The sequence below is a fragment of the Streptomyces longisporus genome, assembly GCF_039532765.1.
In the GTDB taxonomy this organism is placed as follows: Bacteria; Actinomycetota; Actinomycetes; order Streptomycetales; family Streptomycetaceae; genus Streptomyces; species Streptomyces longisporus.
The window spans coordinates 164,732-184,023 of record NZ_BAAASG010000007.1 but is presented as its reverse complement, the minus strand read 5'-3'; the positions used below and the strand labels follow the sequence as shown (position 1 = coordinate 184,023).

General features: G+C 70.1%; 18 protein-coding genes. 3 read left to right on the top strand and 15 right to left on the bottom strand.

The window, feature by feature from the left end; genetic code table 11:
* The first annotated feature begins 291 nt into the window (after nucleotides 1-291).
* From ABD355_RS12380 to ABD355_RS12370, 3 genes are read left to right on the top strand one after another with little or no spacing between them, the layout of a single operon-like run.
* A complete protein-coding gene (locus ABD355_RS12380) occupies nucleotides 292-1,365 on the top strand; it encodes a Rieske 2Fe-2S domain-containing protein (protein WP_344400259.1) in 1,074 nt (357 codons plus the stop codon).
* A complete protein-coding gene (locus tag ABD355_RS12375) occupies nucleotides 1,362-1,541 on the top strand; it encodes a hypothetical protein (RefSeq protein WP_344400257.1) in 180 nt (59 codons plus the stop codon). Before ABD355_RS12380 ends, ABD355_RS12375 begins: the two co-directional genes overlap by 4 nt.
* The gene (locus tag ABD355_RS12370; RefSeq protein WP_344400256.1) at nucleotides 1,538-2,473 is read left to right on the top strand and encodes a PDR/VanB family oxidoreductase; all 936 of its coding nucleotides are present in this window, start codon (nucleotides 1,538-1,540) and stop codon (nucleotides 2,471-2,473) included. The genes ABD355_RS12375 and ABD355_RS12370 overlap by 4 nt, the downstream gene beginning before the upstream one ends.
* 73 nt (nucleotides 2,474-2,546) lie before the next feature.
* Here ABD355_RS12370 and ABD355_RS12365 read toward each other — a convergent pair whose 3' ends face one another.
* The 15 genes from ABD355_RS12365 to ABD355_RS12295 all read right to left on the bottom strand — a co-directional run bounded on the left by ABD355_RS12365 (nucleotide 2,547) and on the right by ABD355_RS12295 (nucleotide 19,256).
* Nucleotides 2,547-4,688 carry a discoidin domain-containing protein gene (locus tag ABD355_RS12365; protein WP_425585731.1) on the bottom strand — a complete coding sequence of 714 codons (2,142 nt, stop codon included), beginning with the start codon at nucleotides 4,686-4,688 and terminating at the stop codon, nucleotides 2,547-2,549.
* A gap of 74 nt (nucleotides 4,689-4,762) precedes the next feature.
* Entirely contained in the window at nucleotides 4,763-6,343 is a 1,581-nt protein-coding gene (locus ABD355_RS12360) for a glycoside hydrolase family 13 protein (RefSeq protein WP_344400254.1), read from the bottom strand.
* Between the two features lie 30 nt (nucleotides 6,344-6,373).
* Nucleotides 6,374-7,252, bottom strand: a complete 879-nt coding sequence (locus ABD355_RS12355) for a carbohydrate ABC transporter permease (protein WP_344400253.1) — start codon at nucleotides 7,250-7,252, stop codon at nucleotides 6,374-6,376.
* Nucleotides 7,249-8,205: a carbohydrate ABC transporter permease gene (locus tag ABD355_RS12350; protein ID WP_344400252.1), complete on the bottom strand. Its 957-nt coding sequence runs from the start codon at nucleotides 8,203-8,205 to the stop codon at nucleotides 7,249-7,251. Before ABD355_RS12350 ends, ABD355_RS12355 begins: the two co-directional genes overlap by 4 nt.
* A gap of 4 nt (nucleotides 8,206-8,209) precedes the next feature.
* Nucleotides 8,210-9,559 (bottom strand): ABC transporter substrate-binding protein, encoded by a 1,350-nt coding sequence (locus ABD355_RS12345; RefSeq protein WP_344400251.1) that lies wholly within the window; start codon nucleotides 9,557-9,559, stop codon nucleotides 8,210-8,212.
* A gap of 110 nt (nucleotides 9,560-9,669) precedes the next feature.
* Nucleotides 9,670-10,644, bottom strand: coding sequence for a LacI family DNA-binding transcriptional regulator (locus tag ABD355_RS12340; RefSeq protein ID WP_344401191.1), 975 nt, complete (start codon nucleotides 10,642-10,644; stop codon nucleotides 9,670-9,672).
* Nucleotides 10,645-10,721: 77 nt separating this feature from the next.
* Entirely contained in the window at nucleotides 10,722-11,393 is a 672-nt protein-coding gene (locus tag ABD355_RS12335) for a GntR family transcriptional regulator (protein WP_344400250.1), read from the bottom strand.
* A 41-nt stretch (nucleotides 11,394-11,434) separates the two neighbouring features.
* Complete coding sequence (locus ABD355_RS12330; RefSeq protein WP_344400249.1) at nucleotides 11,435-12,436, bottom strand: proline racemase family protein; 1,002 nt, start codon at nucleotides 12,434-12,436, stop codon at nucleotides 11,435-11,437.
* An 18-nt stretch (nucleotides 12,437-12,454) separates the two neighbouring features.
* Complete coding sequence (locus ABD355_RS12325; protein ID WP_425585730.1) at nucleotides 12,455-13,345, bottom strand: dihydrodipicolinate synthase family protein; 891 nt, start codon at nucleotides 13,343-13,345, stop codon at nucleotides 12,455-12,457.
* Nucleotides 13,342-14,754 (bottom strand): FAD-dependent oxidoreductase, encoded by a 1,413-nt coding sequence (locus ABD355_RS12320; protein WP_344400248.1) that lies wholly within the window; start codon nucleotides 14,752-14,754, stop codon nucleotides 13,342-13,344. The genes ABD355_RS12325 and ABD355_RS12320 overlap by 4 nt, the downstream gene beginning before the upstream one ends.
* On the bottom strand, nucleotides 14,744-15,046 hold the full coding sequence (locus ABD355_RS12315; RefSeq protein WP_344400247.1) for a (2Fe-2S)-binding protein: 303 nt from the start codon (nucleotides 15,044-15,046) through the stop codon (nucleotides 14,744-14,746). The genes ABD355_RS12320 and ABD355_RS12315 overlap by 11 nt, the downstream gene beginning before the upstream one ends.
* Complete coding sequence (locus ABD355_RS12310) at nucleotides 15,043-16,194, bottom strand: NAD(P)/FAD-dependent oxidoreductase (protein WP_344400246.1); 1,152 nt, start codon at nucleotides 16,192-16,194, stop codon at nucleotides 15,043-15,045. Before ABD355_RS12310 ends, ABD355_RS12315 begins: the two co-directional genes overlap by 4 nt.
* Nucleotides 16,195-16,361: 167 nt before the next feature.
* The gene (locus tag ABD355_RS12305; protein ID WP_344400245.1) at nucleotides 16,362-17,177 is read right to left on the bottom strand and encodes an ABC transporter permease; all 816 of its coding nucleotides are present in this window, start codon (nucleotides 17,175-17,177) and stop codon (nucleotides 16,362-16,364) included.
* Between the two features lie 11 nt (nucleotides 17,178-17,188).
* Nucleotides 17,189-18,052 carry an ABC transporter permease gene (locus ABD355_RS12300; RefSeq protein ID WP_344400244.1) on the bottom strand — a complete coding sequence of 288 codons (864 nt, stop codon included), beginning with the start codon at nucleotides 18,050-18,052 and terminating at the stop codon, nucleotides 17,189-17,191.
* A gap of 4 nt (nucleotides 18,053-18,056) precedes the next feature.
* Complete coding sequence (locus ABD355_RS12295; RefSeq protein WP_344400243.1) at nucleotides 18,057-19,256, bottom strand: ABC transporter substrate-binding protein; 1,200 nt, start codon at nucleotides 19,254-19,256, stop codon at nucleotides 18,057-18,059.
* Nucleotides 19,257-19,292 lie beyond the last annotated feature (36 nt).

Here is a 19,292-nt window from a genome sequence, read left to right as displayed (position 1 = left end):
GGCCTCCTGGATCGCCCTCGCCCACGGCGGCACCCCGGCCTGCGGCCACAGCCCCCTCGGCGGCGCCCGCTTCACCCTTCGGATCGCGGCGCGGCACATGCCGAAGCCGGCCGGGTGCGACAGAAGCACCCGGGCCGCGGCATCCGGTGTCGGACAAGGCTGACCAGCCCGTTCGCGGAACCACTTCCGCCTGGCAGAAGCCGTCTTGCGTGCCCACCGCAGCCGTCAGGACGCTGAGTCCAACCACGGCACGCGGGGCGACGGCGCCCCGCCGACAGGGACGGGAACCCCATGCCTCACATGACCGCCTTCGCCAGGAACCAGTGGTACGTCGCCGCCTACAGCCACGAGGTCGGGCGCGAGGAGCTGCTCGGCCGGACCATCCTCGGTGAACCGCTCGTGTTCTACCGGACGGAGGAGGACGGCACGCCGGTCGCGCTCGCCGACCGCTGTGTGCACCGCCGCTTCCCGCTGCACGAGAAGCCCAGCCGGCTGGACGGCGACAAGCTGGTGTGCGGCTACCACGGGTTCACGTACGACACGACGGGTACCTGCGTGTACGTGCCCGGACAGAAGCGCGTCCCGCGCACCGCCCGGGTCGCCTCCTACCCGGTGGTCGAGCTGGACTCCCTGGTGTGGGTGTGGATCGGCGACCCGGCCCTCGCCGATGCGCAGACCATCCCCCGGGCCCGGCACCTCGACGCGCCCGGCTGGGTCACGGTCCGTGGCATGGAGCCCATCGACGCCGACTACGGGCTGCTGGTCGACAACCTCCTGGACCTCTCCCACGAGACGTATCTGCACGGCGGTTACATCGGCACCCCCGAGGTCGCCGAGACGCCGATCACCACCGAGGTCGACGAGGGCGCGGGCATCGTGCGGGTGAGCCGGCACATGGACGACGCCGAGTGCCCGCCGTTCTACGCCAACTCCACCGGCATCCAGGGCCGGATCACCCGCTGGCAGGACATCGAGTACCACGCGCCCTGTCTGTATCTGCTGCACAGCCGGATCGCTCCGGTGGGCGTGGTGCCGGAGGCCGACGGCAGCGATCCCAACGGCTTCCACACCGAGATCACCTATGCGATCACGCCGTCGACGGACGGCAAGGTGTACGACTTCTGGGCCGTCTCCCGCGACTGGGCGACGGACGACAGCGAGGTCACCGAGTTCATGCGGAGCAACAACCACACCGTGGTCATGCAGGACGTGGTCGCGCTCAACCTGCTGCACAAGACGCTCGGCACGGAGCGGACGGGGTACCAGGAACTCAGCATCAACATCGACACCGGCGGTCTCGCCGCCCGCCGTATCCTCGCCCGGCTGGTCGAGGAGGGCGACAAGCCCGTGGAGAAGGTCCTGTGAGCAGCTCCACCGGCGAGATCTACCGCATCGACTGGCTGCCGGGCACCGACGTCCTGCACGGTACCTGTCACTGCGGTGCCGAGCACAGCGCCCAGGACCCCGTCGAGATGTGGGAGTGGATGCTCGGCCACCCCGAAGGACACGAGCCCGCCGCGCCACGAGGAAACAGCTCATGACCGTGTACGAAGCCGAACTCGTCGTCGAGCGCAGGGAGTTCGCGGCCGAAGGGGTGGTAACCCTGACCCTGCGCCATCCGCTCGGCGAGGACCTGCCGGCCTGGGAGCCGGGCGCCCATGTCGACGTCGTGCTCGGGCCGGAGCTGGAGCGGCAGTACTCGCTGTGCGGGGATCCCGCGGACCGTACGGTGTGGCGGATCGCCGTGCTGCGGGAGCCGGACGGGCGCGGTGGGTCCGCCCATGTGCACGAGCAGGTGGGGCAGGGCGACAAGGTGCGGGTGCGCGGGCCGCGCAATCACTTCCGGCTGGAGAGCGCGCCGCGTTACCGGTTCGTCGCGGGCGGCATCGGCATCACGCCGATCCTCCCGATGGTGGCCGCCGCGGAGGCCGCGGGCGCCGAGTGGACGCTGCTGTACGGCGGCCGCACCCGCAACTCCATCGCTTTCCTGGAGGAGTTGGGACGGTACGGGGAGCGGGTGAGCGTCCGCCCGCAGGACGAGACCGGGCTCCTCGATCTCGGTTCCGTGCTGGACGACCTGCCCGAGGACACGCTCGTGTACTGCTGTGGTCCCGGGCAGCTGCTGGACGCGGTCGAGGAGCGGTGCCCGGCCGAGCGGCTACGGGTCGAGCGGTTCTCGCCGAAGGCCCAGGAGTCGGGGGAGGACAGCGAGTTCGAGGTCGAGCTGGCGCGGAGCCGCCGTACCGTCACGGTCGCGCCGGACGTCTCCGTGCTGGATGCCGTCCGTGCGGCCGGTGTGGAGGTGCTGTTCTCCTGCACGGAGGGCACCTGCGGCACCTGCGAGACCGACGTCCTCGACGGCACCCCGGACCACCGGGACTCGGTGCTCACCGCCGAGGAACAGCAGAGCGGGGAGACGATGATGATCTGTGTGTCCCGCTGCCGTGGGAAGAAGCTCGTGCTGGACCTGTGATCCCAAGGCCGGCCCGCTCCTGGCCGGCGATGGCGCCCCCTGACGCGGCACATGCCAGGGGGCGCAGCCGCGGTCACGGAGTCGAATACGCCTCCACCTCGCTGAACTGCCCTGCGGGCCAGCCGGTGTTGGCGCTGACGGTCAGCCGCAGACAGCGCAGGCTGGTGGTGGACGGCAGGGACACGGTGGCGGTGTTGCCGGTCGCCGGGTCGAAGCGGTAGCCGGTGGAGCCGACGACGGTCGAGTAGGTCGAACCGTCGGTGCTGCCCAGCACGGTGATGGTCTGGGTGCGGGCGCCCCAGGCGGTCGACGGCGGCAGCTTCAGCACCAGCCGGCGCACGGCCTGCGGGGAACCGAGGTCGACGGTCCAGGACTGCGGGAAGGCGTTGTTGGTCGACTCCCAGTAGCTGTTCGCGTCGCCGTCGACCGCCTTGCCCGGCGTGTAGACGTCCTGGGAGCCGGTGGCGGTGGCCGGGCGGCCCTGGGCGAGGTTGCGGTTCGGGTCGGGGTCGGGGTTGCCCTGGCCGGGCTGCGGCCAGGTCGAGCAGTCGGCCCAGGTGCTGCTCCAGCCGGAGTTGCCGCCGCCGTCGGTCAGGGCGAAGGTGCCGGAACCGGACGGGTAGGGGCAGTTGTAGATGCCCGCCGCGCCCAACCCGGTGGCCTGGACGTTGCTGAACGTCGCCGCACCCTGAGTCTCCGCCTGGACGACGACCGTGCCGGTGTTCTTCACGGTCGCACCGCTGACGGTGACGTTGCCGACCGGGTAGCCGTGCCCGCCCCCGGAGACGAACTCGAAGGCGCTGTACGGGCTGTCGGTGACGGTCGTGTCGGTGATGTTCACGGTGGCGTTGACGGCGCTGTCGTAGGAGTCGACGCGCAGTGCGCCCATCGGATGGTTCCAGTTGGGGTTCATCGCGCCGGTGCGCACGAGCGTGTTGCCGTCGACGGTGATGGTGCCGGCCAGCGGGGAGAACGGGTCGAGGAACTTCTGGTTGGAGATCGCGATACCACTGCCGAGGGCGTTGGTGTCGGCGACCAGATTGTTCCTCACCGCGATGTCGGTGCCGCCGTAGATCGCGATGCCGTTGGCGAGGTTCGGCTGCGAGATGGTGTTGTTCTCGAAGCTGGAGTCGGTGTCGGCGGAGTACAGCGACCACATGGCGAGCGAGTCGTCGCCCTGGTTGCGCAGGAAGTTGTTGCGGACGCGGACCCCGCGCGCGTTGCCGTTGAGGTTGATGCCGTCCGCGGTGGTGTCGAGGATGCGGTTGTTCTCGACGACCAGGTTGTCGTTGTCGCCCATCAGCCAGAGGCCGACCTTCATGTGCTGGATCCACATGCCGGAGACCGAACTGTTCGGTCCCAGCGAGCCGTTGACGAAGTTGTCCGGGTCGGAGTCGACGCGCTCGGTGACCTCGCCGATCACCGCGAAGTCCTTGATGTGCACTCCGCCCGACGAGCTCGACTGGTCGATGAAACGGGAGGTGTGCACGACGGAGTACCAGCTGCCGGCGCCCTGCAGGGTGACGTTCTGGACGCCGCTGAGCGAGGACGTCAGCCGGTAGTCGCCCGGCGGGATCCAGACCACTCCCCCTTGCGCTGCGGAGATCGCGTCCCGGAAGGCCTGGGTGGAGTCGCCGCTGCCGCTGGGGTCGGCACCCTTGGAGGTGACCGAGACGGAACCGGCGGGCTGTCCGGCAGCAGCGTCGACCTGCTCGAAGTCGGCGACATCGACGGTGACCTGGGTTCCGGTCGACTGAAGGGCCATCTTGTCACCGGCCTGGACGTTCCGGCCGAGCAGCAGTCGGGCGTTGTCGAAGAAGTGGTGGGTCTTGGCGCCGGGGATCCAGCCGGTGTCGATGTACGAGTACTTGGAGGTGACCGCGAGCGACTTGTCGATCTTCTGGCCGTTGACGTACACGTCGAGCGTGCCGGACTGGCCGTCGGGGACGCTGTAGGAGACGTTCACGGCGTTGGCCGCGCGCGGCACGGTGAACTCGACGCGCTGGCCCGAGGTGAGACGTACGGCCTGGCGCCCGGAGGCCTCGGAGGCGAGGGTGCCCTGGGTGTAGTCGGGGCCGATCCTGGTGCCGGTGGTGGTCGCCGACTCGGCCTCGACCGAGGTGAAGGGCAGGGTGGCGCCGGAGGCCGCGTGTGCGGCGGGGGCCGTGGCGGTGAGCAGACCGGCGGAGAGGGCGACGACCATCGCCACTGGCATGCCCCTGACAGTTCGGTGCATGTGCTGATCCCTTCGGTGGGGGTGCGGGGATAGCGGGGAGGGTGCGGTGCGGCTCAGGCGCGCAGCCAGACCGCGGTGTCCTTCGGCAGTCGTCCCTCGGCGTCCAAGGGGCCGCTGGCGAGGAGGAGTTGGAGGTCGGCGGGCAGGTCGGTGGGGGTGTCGGCGAGGTTGACCAGGCACCGGGCCTGGGATCGGGTGAAGGCGAGCACGCCCTCGGGTGCGGACTCCCAGGTGAGCGGCCCGTCGCCGAACACGGGGCGCAACCCGATGGCCGTGCGGTACAGGGCGAGCATCGAGTCGGCGTTCGCGTCCTGGCGGTCGACGGCGTACGCCGTCCAGCCGGCCGGCTGCGGCAGCCAGGGCTCCTCACGGCTGCCGAAACCCGCATACGGCGCCCCGGCCGCCCAGGGCAGCGGCACCCGGCAGCCGTCGCGTCCCGGGTCGGTGCCGTTCGACCGGAAGTGCATCGGATCCTGGATGCGGTCGAGGGGGATGTCGGCCTCGGGCAGGCCCAGCTCCTCGCCCTGGTAGACGTAGACCGCGCCGGGCAGGGCGAGTGACAGCAAGGCGGCCGCGCGGGCGCGCCGGGTGCCGAGAGCCAGGTCGGCCGGGGTGCCGAAGGCCTTGGTGGCGAAGTCGAAGCCGGTGTCCGTGCGGCCGTAGCGGGTGACCGTGCGGGTGACGTCGTGGTTGCACAGCACCCAGGTGGCGGGTGCGCCCACGGGTGCGTGCTCGGCGAGGGTCTCGTCGATGGACGTACGCAGCCTGCGCGCGTCCCAGGGGCAGGTCATGAAGGCGAAGTTGAAGGCCGTGTGGAGTTCGTCGGGGCGCAGATAGCGGGCGAAGCGTTCGGTGTCGGGGAGCCAGACCTCGCCGACGAAGATGCCGTCGTACTCGTCGGCGACGGCACGCCAGGAGCGGTAGATGTCGTGGAGTTCGTCCCGGTCGACGTACGGGTGCGGGTCGCTGCCCTCGGTGAAGTCCGGCAGGGCCGGGTCCTTGGCGAGGAGGGCGGCCGAGTCGATGCGGACTCCGGCGACGCCCCGCTCGAACCAGAACCGCAGGATGTCCTCGTGCTCCTGGCGGACCGCCGGGTGCGCCCAGTTGAGGTCGGGCTGTTCGGGGGCGAAGAGGTGCAGGTACCAGTCGCCGTCGGGCAGCCGGGTCCAGGCGGGGCCGCCGAACTGGGAGGTCCAGTCGTTGGGCGGGAGTTCGCCGTGGGCGCCGCGGCCGGGGCGGAAGTGGAACAGCTCCCGTTCGGAGCCGCCGAGGAGCGCGGCCCGGAACCAGGGATGCTGGTCGGAGACGTGGTTCGGGACGATGTCGACGATCGTGCGGATGCCGTGTTCGCGGGCCTCGGCGATCAGCTTCTCCGCCTCGGCGAGGGTGCCGAAGGCCGGGTCGATCACGCGGTAGTCGGCGACGTCGTAGCCGCCGTCCTTCATCGGTGACAGGTACCAGGGGCTGAACCACAGGGCATCCACGCCCAGTTCGGCGAGGTAGGGCAGTCGGGCGCGGACGCCGGCGAGATCACCGGTGCCGTCACCGTCGCCGTCGGCGAAGCTGCGGACGTAGACCTGGTAGATGACGGCGGAGCGCCACCACTCCGTGGGGGCATGGCGGGGCTGTCCCACTGTGCTGGCCTTTCTGTCGGAGGGAGGGCGTCAGCCCTTGGCGCTGCCCGCGCTGATCCCGGCGATGATGTGCCGCTGGAAGAGCAGGAACAGCGCGACCATCGGGATGCTGGCGATCACCATCGCGGCGATGAGCACGGTCAGCTGGATGTTCTGCGACAGCTGCACGAGTGCCACGCTGATCGGCTGTTTGCCGGTGTCGGAGAAGACCATCAGCGGCCAGAGGAAGTCCTGCCACACCGCGACCAGCGCGAAGATCGACACGACCCCGAGCACCGGCCGCGACATGGGCAGCACGATCGACCACAGGGTGCGCAGCTTCCCGGCGCCGTCGATCTCGGCCGCTTCCAGGACGTCTCGCGGGAGCTGGTCGAAGAACCGTTTGAGCAGGTAGAGGTTGAAGGCGTTGGCGACGGCCGGCAGCCAGATGGCCAAAGGGTCGTTGAGCAGGCTGGTGTGGATCAGGGGGAGGTCGGCGACGGTCAGGTACTTCGGTACGACCAGGGCCTGGGCCGGCACCATCAGGGTGGCGAGGATGCCGCCGAGAATCAGCTTGCCGAAGGCGGGCCTGAGTTTGGACAGGGCGTAGGCGGCGGCCGTGCAGAGGACCAGCTGGAACAGCCAGGCGCCGGCCGCCTGGACCACCGTGTTCCACAGGTGCTGGGGCAGCTGCATGAGGTCCCAGGCGTCGGTGTAGCCGCCGAGGCGCCAGTGCTCGGGGACGAACGTGGGCGGGGTCCGCGCCACCTCGTCCGGCGACTTCATCGCGCCGGTCACCATCCAGTAGACGGGGAACAGGAAGGCGAGCGCGAACAGGACGAGGACGAGCGTGAACACCGTCCAGTACACGGTCCTCCCCCGCGGGCGGGCCAGCGTCGCCGGGGAGATGAGGGTGCGGGTGGCGCTCACACGTCCTCCTCTCCGGAGCGGGTCAGGCGCAGGTATACGGCGGAGAAGGCGCCGAGCAGCGCGAGGAGCATGACGCTGAGCGCGCAGGCGCCGCCGAAGTCGTTGTAGAGGAAGGCGTACTTGTAGATCAGGTAGAGGACGGTGACCGTGGCGTTCTCCGGGCCGCCGCCCGTGATCACGAACGGTTCGGTGAAGACCTGCATCGTCGCGATGATCTGCAGAAGCATCAGCATGAGGATGACGAACCGCGTCTGCGGCACCGTCACGTGCCGGATGCGCAGGAGCAGGTTCGCGCCGTCCAGTTCGGCGGCCTCGTACAGCTCGCCGGGGATGGCCTGGAGTGCTGCCAGATAGATCAGGACGGTGCCGCCCATGTTGGCCCAGGTGGCCACGATGACCAGCGAGACGAGGGCGGTGTCGGTGCCGTTGGACCAGTTCGAGGTGGGCAGGTGCAGAAGCCGCAGGGTCTCGTTGGCGAGGCCGGCTCCCGGGTCGTAGAACCACTTCCACAGCAGCGCGCTGACCACCGGCGGGATCATCACCGGCAGATACACCACGACCCTGAAGAAGGCCTTCCAGTGGCGCAGTTCGTTGAGGACGAGGGCCAGCACGAAGGGGACCGCGAAGCCGAGCAGCAGGGCGAGCACGGTGAAGGTGAGCGTGTTGCGCCAGGCGGCCGTGAACTCGGGGTCGTGCCAGACGCGGGTGAAGTTGGCGGCGCCGACCCACTCGGGCGGTGAGCCCGGCGTGTACTTCTGGAAGGCGATCACGACGGCACGGATCGCCGGGTACCAGGAGAACAGGGCGAAGCAGACGAGGCCGCCGAGGAGGAAGGCGTAGGCGCGGGCCTGGTCGGCGAGGCGGCGGCGTCCCCGGCCCCCTGACGGGGACGGCGCCTGGACCGGATGGACCGCGGCCTTCTGGAGGGGGTGCCGCTCGGCCGTCTTCGTCATGTCCTCAGCCCCGCGCCAGGATGCCGTCGATCTTGCCGGAGGCGTCCTTGAGCAGCTGGTCGATGTCCGCGTCCTTCTTGGTGAGGACGGCGGAGACGGCGGAGTCGAGGACGGAGTAGATCTGCTGGGCGTCGGGCGGCTCGATCTTCAGCTGGAGGCTGTGGTTGCCGTCGAGGAAGGCCTGGTAGTTCTCCACCGGCACATTGGCGTTGGCCTTCTTGACCTGCTGGTCCTTGGCGTCGGCGGCGCCGGTGAACAGGCGCGGCTCGGGCAGGCCGACCGGGGCGTTCGCCTTCCTGGCGCGGGCGTAGTCCCCGAGGAAGCCCTTGCCGGGGGTGAGGAACATGTGGTCGAGCCACTGTAGGCCGGGGCGGATCTGGGCGGGCGTGTCGTGCTTGTTGAACATGTATCCGTCGCCGCCGATGAGCGTGCCCTTGCCGCCGGGCATCGGGCCGAGGGCGAGGTCCTTGTAGTCGCCGCCCTTCTCCTTCACCAGGATCGGGATGTTGTCCGGGGCGGAGAGATACATGCCGAGCCTGCCCGAGCCCATCATCTGCTGCACGTCGTTGATGACCAGGAGCTGCTTGCTGCCCATCGAGTCGTCGGTCCAGCGCATGTCGTGCAGGTTCTGCAGGACGGCATGCCCCTCGGGGGTGTCGATGGTGGCCTTCTTGCCGTCGGCGCTGACGACGTCGCCGCCCTGGGAGTACAGCTCGGCGGTGAAGTGCCAACCGCCCTGGTTCTGGGCGCTGTAGTCGGCGTATCCGACGGTCCCGTTGCCGAGGGCCGCGATCTTCTTGGCGTCGGCGCGGACCTCGTCCCAGGTGGCCGGGGGCTTGTCGGGGTCGAGGCCGGCCTTCTGGAAGAGCTCCCGGTTGTAGATCAGGCCCATCGAGTAGCCGGTGCGTGGGATGCCGTAGATCTTCCCGTCGACGGTGTAGATGTCGCGCAGCTGCTTCTGAATGGTGCCGTAGCTCTTCAACTCCTTGATGTACGGCGTGAGATCGGCCGCCTGGTGGATGTCGACGACGTGCCTGGCGTCGGTGAAGTAGGTGTAGAAGACGTCCTCCATCTGCCCGCCGGCGAGCTTGGCGTCGAAGGTCTTCGGGTCCTGGCAGGGGAACGCGTCGTGCGCGACGACGTCGATGTCCGGGTGCTGCTTCTCGAAGGCGGCGACGTCCTGCTCGAAGAACCCACGGTCGACCTTGGCGCTCTGGGGCGGCTCGCAGTTGACGGTGATACGGGTCTTTCCGCTCGCGGATCCGTCGCCGCCCGATCCGCAGGCGGAGGCGGCGAGTGCGAGAGAACAGACGCTGAGCGCGACGAACGTACGGCGGAACCCGGTGCTTCTCATCGGTGGACCCCTCGTGGCAGGAGCGGTGGGCGCCGCACACTCAAGCACCGCCCCCATCCGTCCGCAAGATGTCGCGCAGAATCTGCAATTATTCGACAGGCGATCGGTCCTCAGGGACGAGGGGCTTGCGCGGTCGATCCGCGCACCACCAGCTCCGGCTCGAACAGGAGCTCTTCGGCGGGTACGGAACCGCCGCCGACCTGCGCGTTCAGCAGCTCCACGGCCGCCCGGCCCATCGCCTCGATGGGCTGGCGCACGGTGGTCAGGGGCGGCTCGGTGCAGTTCATCAGCGCCGAGTCGTCATAGCCGACGACCGAGACCCGGCCCGGCACGTCCAGTCCCTTGCGGCGCGCGGCCCGGATGACGCCGAGGGCGAGCGGGTCGCTGGCGCAGATGAAGCCGGTGACACCGCGGTCGATGAGACGGGAGGCAGCAGCGTGACCGCCCTCGATGGAGAACATCGCGCGCGCGACATGCTCGTCCGGAAGGTCTGCGAGCGCCTTGGCGGCGGCCAGTTTGCGGGCCGACGGAACGTGGTCGTCCGGCCCCAGCACCAGCCCGATCCGCTCGTGCCCCAGCGAGCCCAGGTGTCGCCAGGCCTGCTCCACCGCCACCGCGTCGTCGCAGGACACACGGGGAAAGCCGAGGTCTTCGATGGACGCGTTGACCAGCACCACCGGGATGTTGCGCTCGGCGAGCCGGCGGTAGTGGTCGTGCGGGGCGTCGGCCTGGGCGTACAGGCCGCCGGCGAAGACGACGCCGGAGACCTGCTGTTGCAGCAGCAGCTCCACATAGTCGGCCTCGGAGACGCCGCCCTTGGTCTGTGTGCACAGCACCGGGGTCAGGCCGAGCTGGGCGAGGGCGCCGCCGATCACCTCGGCGAACGCCGGGAAGATGGGGTTCTGCAGCTCGGGCAGGACGAGTCCGACGAGCCGGGCGCGCTCGCCGCGCAGCTGCGTGGGCCGCTCGTAGCCGAGGACGTCCAGGGCACTGAGCACCGCCTGCCGGGTGGAATCCGAGACCCCGGGCTTGCCGTTCAGCACCCGGCTGACCGTGGCCTCACTGACCCCTACCTTCTTCGCCACCTCAGCAAGTCGTCGCGTCACGAACGCAAGAATAGCGCAAGAAATGCAAACGGTTTGCGTAATGCCGAAAGCAGCTCTCAGTGTGCGGCCCAGAGCCCCCGGACGTGTCCGAGGTGCCGGGTCATCACCTCGCGCACGGCCTCCGAGTCGCGTGCGAGCAGCGCATCGAGGAGTTCGAGGTGCTCCTCGGCTGAGGCCTTCAGCCGTCCGGTCTCGACCAGGGCCGTCAGTCCGTACAACCGTGAACGCTGCCGCAGGTCCCGTACGACTTCCACGAGGTGGTCGTTGCCGGCCAGGGCGAGCAGGGCGAGGTGGAAGTGCAGGTCGGCCTCGACGTAGTCGGTGAGGTCGCCTCGGGTGGCCGAGGTGACGATCTCCATGGCGAGCGGGCGCAGCGCCTTCAGGTCGTCGAGGCCGGCGCTGGTCGCGAGGCCGACCGTCGTCGGGATCTCTATCAGGGACCGGATGTGGGTGTACTCGTCGAGCTGTTTCTCGGAGACCTCGGTGACCCGGAACCCCTTGTTCGGGACGATCTCGACCATGCCCTCCTTCACCAGCTCGAGCATCGCCTCGCGCACCGGGGTCGCGGAGACGCCGAGGCGGGGTGCGAGGGCGGGCGCCGAGTACACCTGGCCGGGGCGCAGTTCACCGGAGATCAGCGCGGCCCGCAGCACGTCCACGACCTTCTCCCGGAAGCTGGGCTTCCTGCCGCCGAGCGAGGGGATGGCGGGGCGATGCTGCTGGGCCATGGTGACCGTCCTCCTTGGGTTACCGGACATTATCGGGCCGCCTACAACACGAACCCCGCGGGGAACGGGTCCTCCGGGTCGAGCAGGTACTGGGCGGTTCCGGTGATCCAGGCGCGGCCGGTGAAGCTGGGCAGGACGGCGGGGCGGCCCGCGACCTCGGTGGTGCCGAGGAGGCGGCCGGTGAAGCGGGTGCCGATGAAGGACTCGTTGACGAACTCGGTGTGCAGCGGGAGTTCGCCGCGTGCGTGCAGCTGCGCCATGCGCGCGCTGGTGCCGGTGCCGCAGGGTGAGCGGTCGAACCAGCCGGGGTGGATCGCCATCGCGTGCCGGGAGTGGCGGGCGTCGGAGCCGGGGGCCAGCAGGTGGACGTGGTGGCAGCCGCGGATGGACGGGTCCTCGGGGTGGACGGGCTCGTCCTCGGCGTTGACGGCGTCCATCAACGCCAGCCCCGCCGCGAGGATCTCGTCCTTGCGGGCACGGTCGAAGGGGAGGCCGAACCGGTCCAGGGGGAGGATGGCGTAGAAGTTTCCGCCGTAGGCCAAGTCGTATGTCACCGACCGCCCGTCAGCCAGCGTCGCCTTGCGGTCGAGCGCGACCGCGAACGACGGCACGTTCCTCAGCGTCACCGCCTTGGCCGCGCCGCCCTGCACCGCCACCTCGGCGACCACGACTCCGGCGGGGGTGTCGAGGCGGATGGTGGTGACCGGTTCGACGACCTCGACCATGCCGGTCTCGACGAGCACGGTCGCGACACCGATCGTGCCGTGCCCGCACATCGGCAGATAGCCGGACACCTCGATGTAGACGACACCCCAGTCGCAGTCGGCCCGGGCCGGCGGCTGGAGGATCGCACCGCTCATCGCGGAGTGCCCGCGCGGCTCGTTCATCAGCAACTGCTTGATGTCGTCGCGGTGTTCGCGGAAGTACAGCCGCCGCTCGTTCATCGTCGAACCGGGGATGGTCCCGATCCCGCCGGTGATCACACGGGTGGGCATACCCTCGGTGTGCGAGTCGACGGCGTGCAGGACGAGTCTGCTGCGCATGGCCTGCCTCCTTGTGGGTTACGCGAGTCCGGCGGCGACGGCCTTCTCGGTGGCCGCACGGACGACCGCCTCCTGTTCCGGCAGCAGCGGCACACGGGGCGGCCGGACCGGCCCGCCGTGCCGCCCGACGATGTCCATGGACAGCTTGATCGCCTGCACGAACTCCACCTGGGAGTCCCATCGCAGCAGCGGATGCAGCTGCCGGTAGAGGTGGTTCGCGGTGGTCAGATCGCCGTCGACGGCCGCGTGGTACAGCTCCACGCTCGCGGCCGGCAGGGCGTTCGGGTAGCCGGCCACCCAGCCCTTCGCGCCCGCGATCGCCAGTTCGAGGAGGACGTCGTCGGCGCCGATCAACAGGTCCAGTTCCGGGGCGAGTTCGGCGATCCGGTAGGCGCGGCGGACGTCCCCGGAGAACTCCTTGACGGCGTGGATGTATCCCTCGCCGTGCAGCTTCGCGAGGAGTTCCGGCACGAGGTCGACCTTGGTGTCGATCGGGTTGTTGTACGCCACCACCGGCACACCCGCCTTCGCGACCTCGGCGTAGTGGGCGAGCACCGAACGCTCGTCGGCGCGGTAGGCGTTGGGCGGCAGCAGCATCACCGCGTGGCAGCCGGCGTCGCGGGCCTGCTCGGCCCAGCGGCGGGACTCCGCGGACCCGTATGCGGCCACCCCGGGCATGACCCGCTGCCCGCCGATCGCGGCGACGGCCGTCTCGACGACCTTGGCGCGTTCCTCGGGGGTGAGCACCTGGTACTCCCCCAGCGAGCCGTTGGGGACGACGCCGTCGCAGCCGTTCTCCACGAGCCAGGCGCAGTGCTCGGCGTATCTGTCATGGTTCACCGTGAGGTCGTCGTTCAGCGGCAGTGCGGTGGCGACGAGGACTCCGCGCCAGGGACGGTGGTCGGTCATGAGGATCCTCTCTCGGTGGGGTGCGTGTCCTCGCGGGCGAGGACACCGAGCGGTACGGGACGTGCGAACGGCCGTCTGGACGGGGCGAGTCGGCACCCGGCGAGCCCGGCGACCGCGGCCGCGCACATCCGGCCCTGGCACCAGCCCATCCCGGCCCGGGTCAGCAGCTTCACCGTGCGGACGTCGCCGGCGCCGAGCTCCGCGACGGCCTCGCGGATCGTGCCACCGGTGACCTCCTCGCAGCGGCACACCACGGTGTCGTCGGTGATCAGCTCGCTCCAGCGGGCGGGCGGCGCGTACAAGCCGTCGAGCGCCAAGGCGAACTCCCGCAGCCGCGTACGGGACTTGGCGGCCGCGGCCCACTCGCGCTGGTCCGGTGCACGGCCCGCGAGGCGGGCTGCGGCCGAGCGTCCGGCGATGTGCCCCTCGGCCAGTGCGAGGGCCGAGCCGCCGATGCCGGTGGTCTCGCCCGCGGCCCAGACACCGGGGACGTCGGTGCGCTGCTCGTCGTCCACCTGCACGTTCACGCCGTCGAGGTGGCAACCGAGGGTCTCGGCGAGGTCGGTGTGCGGGAGCATGCCGTGGCCGACGGCAAGGGTGTCGCAGGAGATGCGGCGCGCGGTGCCGGGCCGGACCCGCCCCTCGCCGTCGAGTGCGGCAACGGTCACCGCCTCCAGCCGCTCGGTGCCGTGCGCCTCGACGACGGTGTGCCGGGTGAGGGTGCGCGCGCGGTGCCGGAGCAACCGGGCCGCGTATCCGGCCCCTTCGGCGAGCTTGCCCGGTTGTGCCGCGAGCGCCCGGGACCGTCGTACGAACGCCTTGGGATCGGCGGATTCGACCAGCGCGGCGATCTGCACTCCGGCCGCGGCGAGCCCGGTCGCGACCGGCAGCAGCAGCGGGCCGGTGCCGGCGACCACGGCGGTGCGTCCGGACACCGCGAGGGTTCCCTTGAGCATGGCCTGGGCGCCGCCCGCGGTGAGGACGCCGGGGAGGGTCCAGCCGGGGAAGGGCAGCACCTTCTCGTAGCCACCGGTGGCCAGGAGCACGGCGTCGGCTTGCACGGCCACCGGGTCCTCCTGCTCGGGTCCGAGCAGGGCGTGCACGGTGAACCGGTCCGCGTGACGTTCGGCGAACCAGACATGATGGTTCGTCAAGTGCGTGACGGCACCAGCCCTTGCGTATGTGTCGAGCCCGTCCCGCAGTCGCTCCCAGGTCCGCCAGTCGTGGTGCAGCGCCTGGGGGCGGTGCGCGCGCAGTTCGGCGGCGGGCTGCCGGTAGAACTGGCCGCCCGGTTGTGCGGCCGCGTCGAGGAGCGTGACCCGCACGCCGTGCGCGGCGGCGGCCGCGGTCGCGGCCAGGCCCGCCGGGCCCGCGCCGATGACGGCGAGATGGGGGCGGTCAGTCGCCATGGCCGGTCCCCTCCTGGGTGCGGATCGCATCACCCGGCTGCAGTGAGGCCAGGCAAGCCCGTTGATTGGGGCGGTCGTTGACGGTCACCAGGCAGTCGAAGCAGACGCCGATCCCGCAGAAGACGCCGCGCGGGCGGCCTCCGTCCCGGGTGGTGCGCCAGGAGGTGATGCCCGCTGTCCAGAGCGCGGCGGCGACCGTCTGGCCGGGCAGCGCTTCGATCTCCCGGCCGTCCAGTGTGACCGTGAAGGCCGGGCGCGGGTGGGCCTGTGCCAGGTCCAGTGGGGAGCTCACGGGGTCTCCTCGGGGAAGCGGTCGGGACAGAACGGGGCGAGGTCCAGGTCGGGTGTCTTCGCGGTCAGGGTCTGGGCGATCAGGTGCCCGGTGCCGGTGGCGAGCCCGATGCCCGCGCCCTCGTGGCCACAGGCGTGGAAGAGGCCGGGGACGCGGGGGTCGGGGCCGATGGCGGGCAGATGGTCGGGCATGTACGGGCGGAAACCGGCGTAGGAGCGGATGGCGCGGACATCGGACAGGAAGGGGAAGAGGCGGGTTGCGCCCGCAGCGAGGGCGCGCAGCGCCGGTAGCGAGAACGACCGGTCGAAGCCGACCCGTTCCCGGCTCGCGCCGATCAGGATCGGGCCCGCGGCCGTGCCCTCCACGACCGGCGAGGTCTGTAGCGCGGCCGAGTCGCTGGCCACGTCGGCCACATAGTCGGCGGCGTACACCTTGTGGTGGACCATGCGGGGCAGCGGTTCGGTGACGAGGACGAAGCCGCGTCGCGGGAGGACGGGCAGGGAGGTGCCCGCGAGGGCGGCGAGTTCACCGCCCCAGGTTCCGGCCGCGTTCACCACGGCCGGAGTGTGGATGTCGCCGCTGTCTGTGCGAACTGCCCGTACGTTCCCGTCGGTTGTGCGCAGAACGCTCGTCACCGTCCGGCCCGTGAACAGGCGTGCGCCGGAGGCCCGGACCAGGTGGGCGGCGGCCAGGGCGGGCATGACCTGGGCGTCCTGCGGGTAGTGGACGGCGCCGGGCAGGCCGGGGGCCAGATGGGGTTCGAGTGCGTACAGTTCGGTGCCCGCGACCGTCGTGGCGGTCACTCCGGCGGCTCGCTGGCCGGCGGCGAAGTCCTCCAGCGCGACGAGACCGCCGGGGGAGGTGGCCACCACCACGCCGCCCTTGGCCTCGTACTCGATGGCCTCCCCGAACTCCTGCGCCAGTTCGGCCCACAGGCGGTGGGAGAGAAGCGCGAGGTCGAGCTCCGGGCCGGGCTCCTTGTCCGAGACGAGGAGGTTGCCCTCCCCCGCACCGGTCGTGCCGCCGGCCACCGGGCCGCGGTCCACGACGATGACGTCCAGGCCTGCGCGGGAGGCGTAGAGGGCGCAGGCGGCGCCTGTCATACCGGCTCCGACGATCACGACATCGCAGGTCAGTGGCTGACTCACGGCAGTACTATGTCACATACCACTGATTCTGAACATGGCGCGCACACGGCCGGCCGCAATGCTCCTCGCGGTGCCGCTGATGTGGGCATCACGCCGGGTAGTGAGACCGACTGCCCATGAGCGACGTCATCCCAGGTCGCTCGGTCGCCATGACCCCTGGGGTGCAGTCAGACCCGGCTCCCGGTTGCCGTGTCCGCCGACAGCCGCTGCGCGACGTAGATCGGAACGACCGAGAGCAGGACGAGCACGGCCGCCACCACGTTCACCACCGGTGCCTGTTGGGGGCGGGTCATGTTGTTGAAGATCCAGATGGGGAGCGTCTCGATGCCGGGGCCGGCGGTGAAGGTCGTCACCACGATCTCGTCGAAGGAGAGCGCGAAGGCGAGCAGCCCGCCCGCGAACAGCGCCGAGCGCACCAGCGGGAAGGTGACGTCGGCGAAGGCGCGGAAGGTGTTCGCGCCGAGGTCCATGGCCGCCTCCTCGTACGAGCCGGCGGTGCGTCGCAGCCTGGCCACGACGTTGTTGAAGACGACGACGATGCAGAAGGTGGCGTGCCCGACGACCACCGTGAACAGGCCGAGGCCGACGCCGAGCGGCGCGAGTACCGTGCCGAAGGCCGAGTTGAGGGCGATGCCCGTGACGATGCCGGGCAGGGCGATCGGCAGGACGACCACGAAGGAGACGGCGTCGCGGCCGAAGAACCGGTGCCGGGCCACGGCGAAGGCGATCAGGGTGCCGAGGACCAGGGCGATCGCGGTGGCGCCGAGGCCCGCCTTCACGGAGACCCAAAGCGCTTCCCGAGCACCGGAGTTCTGCCAGGCGACGGACCACCAGCGCACGGTGAGTCCGGGCGGTGGCCAGCTCGCACTGCGGTCAGGGTTGAGGGAGTTGACGAGGACGAGCAGCAGCGGGACGTAGATGACCGCGAAGCCCAGACCGGCGGCGGTACGCAGCGCGATGCGCGCGGAGCGGGACAGTTGCACGGCAGGCTCCTCTACAGGCTGCTCAGCGCACCCGTGCGCCGCATCGCCAGCAGATACAGCACGATGACGACGACCGGAACGGTGCCGAGCGCCGCAGCCATCGGCAGGTTGAGTTCGATGTTGGAGTAGACGACGTTGCCGATCAGCTGGGTCTTGCCGCCGACGATCTGCACGGTGATGTAGTCGCCGAGGCTCAGCGAGAAGGTGAAGATCGACCCGGCGGCGACGGACGGCAGCACCATCGGCAGCACCACCGACCGGAAGGTCCGCCAGCCGTGCGCGCCCAGGTCGGCGGACGCGTCGAGCAGGTTGGCGGGCAGCTGCTCCAGCGCCGTGTGGATCGGCAGGATCATGTACGGCAGCCACAGGTACGTCAGTGTCAGCACCGTGGCCGGCAGGCCGAACCCCGGCCCGCTCAGCCCGAACGGTTTCAGCATCCAGTCGGCGAGCCCGCCCTCCGACAGGATCAGCCGCCACGCGTACACCTTCACCAGATAACTCGCCCACAGCGGCGTGAGGATGGCGACGACGAGGAGCGGACGCCGGCTGGGCCTGGCGACCCGAGCCGTGTAGAAGGCCACCGGGAAGGCGATCACCGCGCACAGGGCGGTGACCGCGAGGGCCACGCCGATGCTGCGGAGGACGACCTGGCGGTACACGGGCGTGGTGAACAGCTCGCGGAAGTTGTCCGTCGACCAGACCTTCACCACTTGGGAGGTGAAGGAGTTGGTCGTCCAGAACGCGGAGGCGAACAGCACGCCGAGCGAGCCGAGGTAGAGCACGGCGAGCCACAGGAGCGGCGCCGTCAGCAGCAGGGTCAGCCGGAGGCGGGGGCGGCGGTGCAGCGCCCCCGCGGTCCGGGCCAGTACGGCCATGGACTCAGCCCTTGATCTCGGTCCAGGCCTGGACCCACTTGGCGTAGGGCACGCACGTGACGTCCGTCCGGCCGTCGAGGCACTGCTCGATGGGCGTGTTCCAGAAGGCGATGTTCTTCCAGTAGCCCTCGTCGGCGGCGTGGTAGGTCGTGCAGAAGTTCTTGTCGCTGGTCAGGTCGCAGGCCTTGGAGTTGGCGGGGGCCTCGCCGAAGTACTCGGCGACCTGGGCGTTGACCTTCGGGGAGACGATCCAGTCCAGCCACTTGTAGGCGCAGTTGGGGTGCTTGGCCTTGGCCGAGACCATCCAGGTGTCGGACCAGCCGGTCGAACCCTCCTTGGGCACGAAGGCCTTGACCTTGGCGCCCTCGCCTGCGGCGAGGTTGGCGATGACCTGCCAGGTGGTGCCGACGACGGAGTCGCCGCTCTTGAAGGCGGAGATCTCCTTCAGATAGTCGCTCCAGTACTCGCCGACGTTCGCGTTCTGCTTCTTCAACAGGGCGACGGCGGCGTCGAACTGCTTCTGGTCGAGCGCGTACGGGTTCTTGATCTTCAACTCGGGCTTGGTGGCCTTGAGATACAGGGCGGCGTCGGCGATGTAGATCGGCGAGTCGTACGCGGTGACGTGGCCCTTGTATTTGGCGGCGTCGTCGAACACGGCGGACCACGAGGTCGGGGCCGGGTCGACCTTCTGCGTGTTGTACATCAGCAGGTTGGCGCCGCGGCCGTGCGGGATGCCGTACATCTGGCCCTTGACGGAGTTCCAGCTGCCGTTCTTCAGGCCGCTGAAGATGTCCTTGTAGTTCGGTACGAGCTTGGTGTTGACGGGGGCCGCGTCGCCGGAGGCGATCAGGCGCAGGGAGGCGTCGCCGGAGGCGGAGACGGCGTCGTACTCGCCGGTCTTCATCAGTTTGACCATCTCGTCGGAGCTGGCCGCGACCTTCGAATTGACCCGGCAGCCGGTCTGTTTCTCGAAGGGGGTGACCCAGTCGACCTTGGGGTCGTTGGAGCCGTTCTCGACATAGCCGGCCCAGGCGATCAGGTTGACCTCGCCCTCGGTCCTGCCGAGCTTGGTGGGGGCCTTGAGGTCCGGGGGGTTGAGGCCGGTGGCCGAGGAGCCGCCCTTGCCGGAGGACGAGCAGGCGGTGGCGGCGAGGAGCAGTGCGGCGGCGCAGGCCGCGACCTGGAGGGTTCGGGTGGGGCGCACGACGTTCTCCCTACGGGACAAACGGGACAAGGGGCT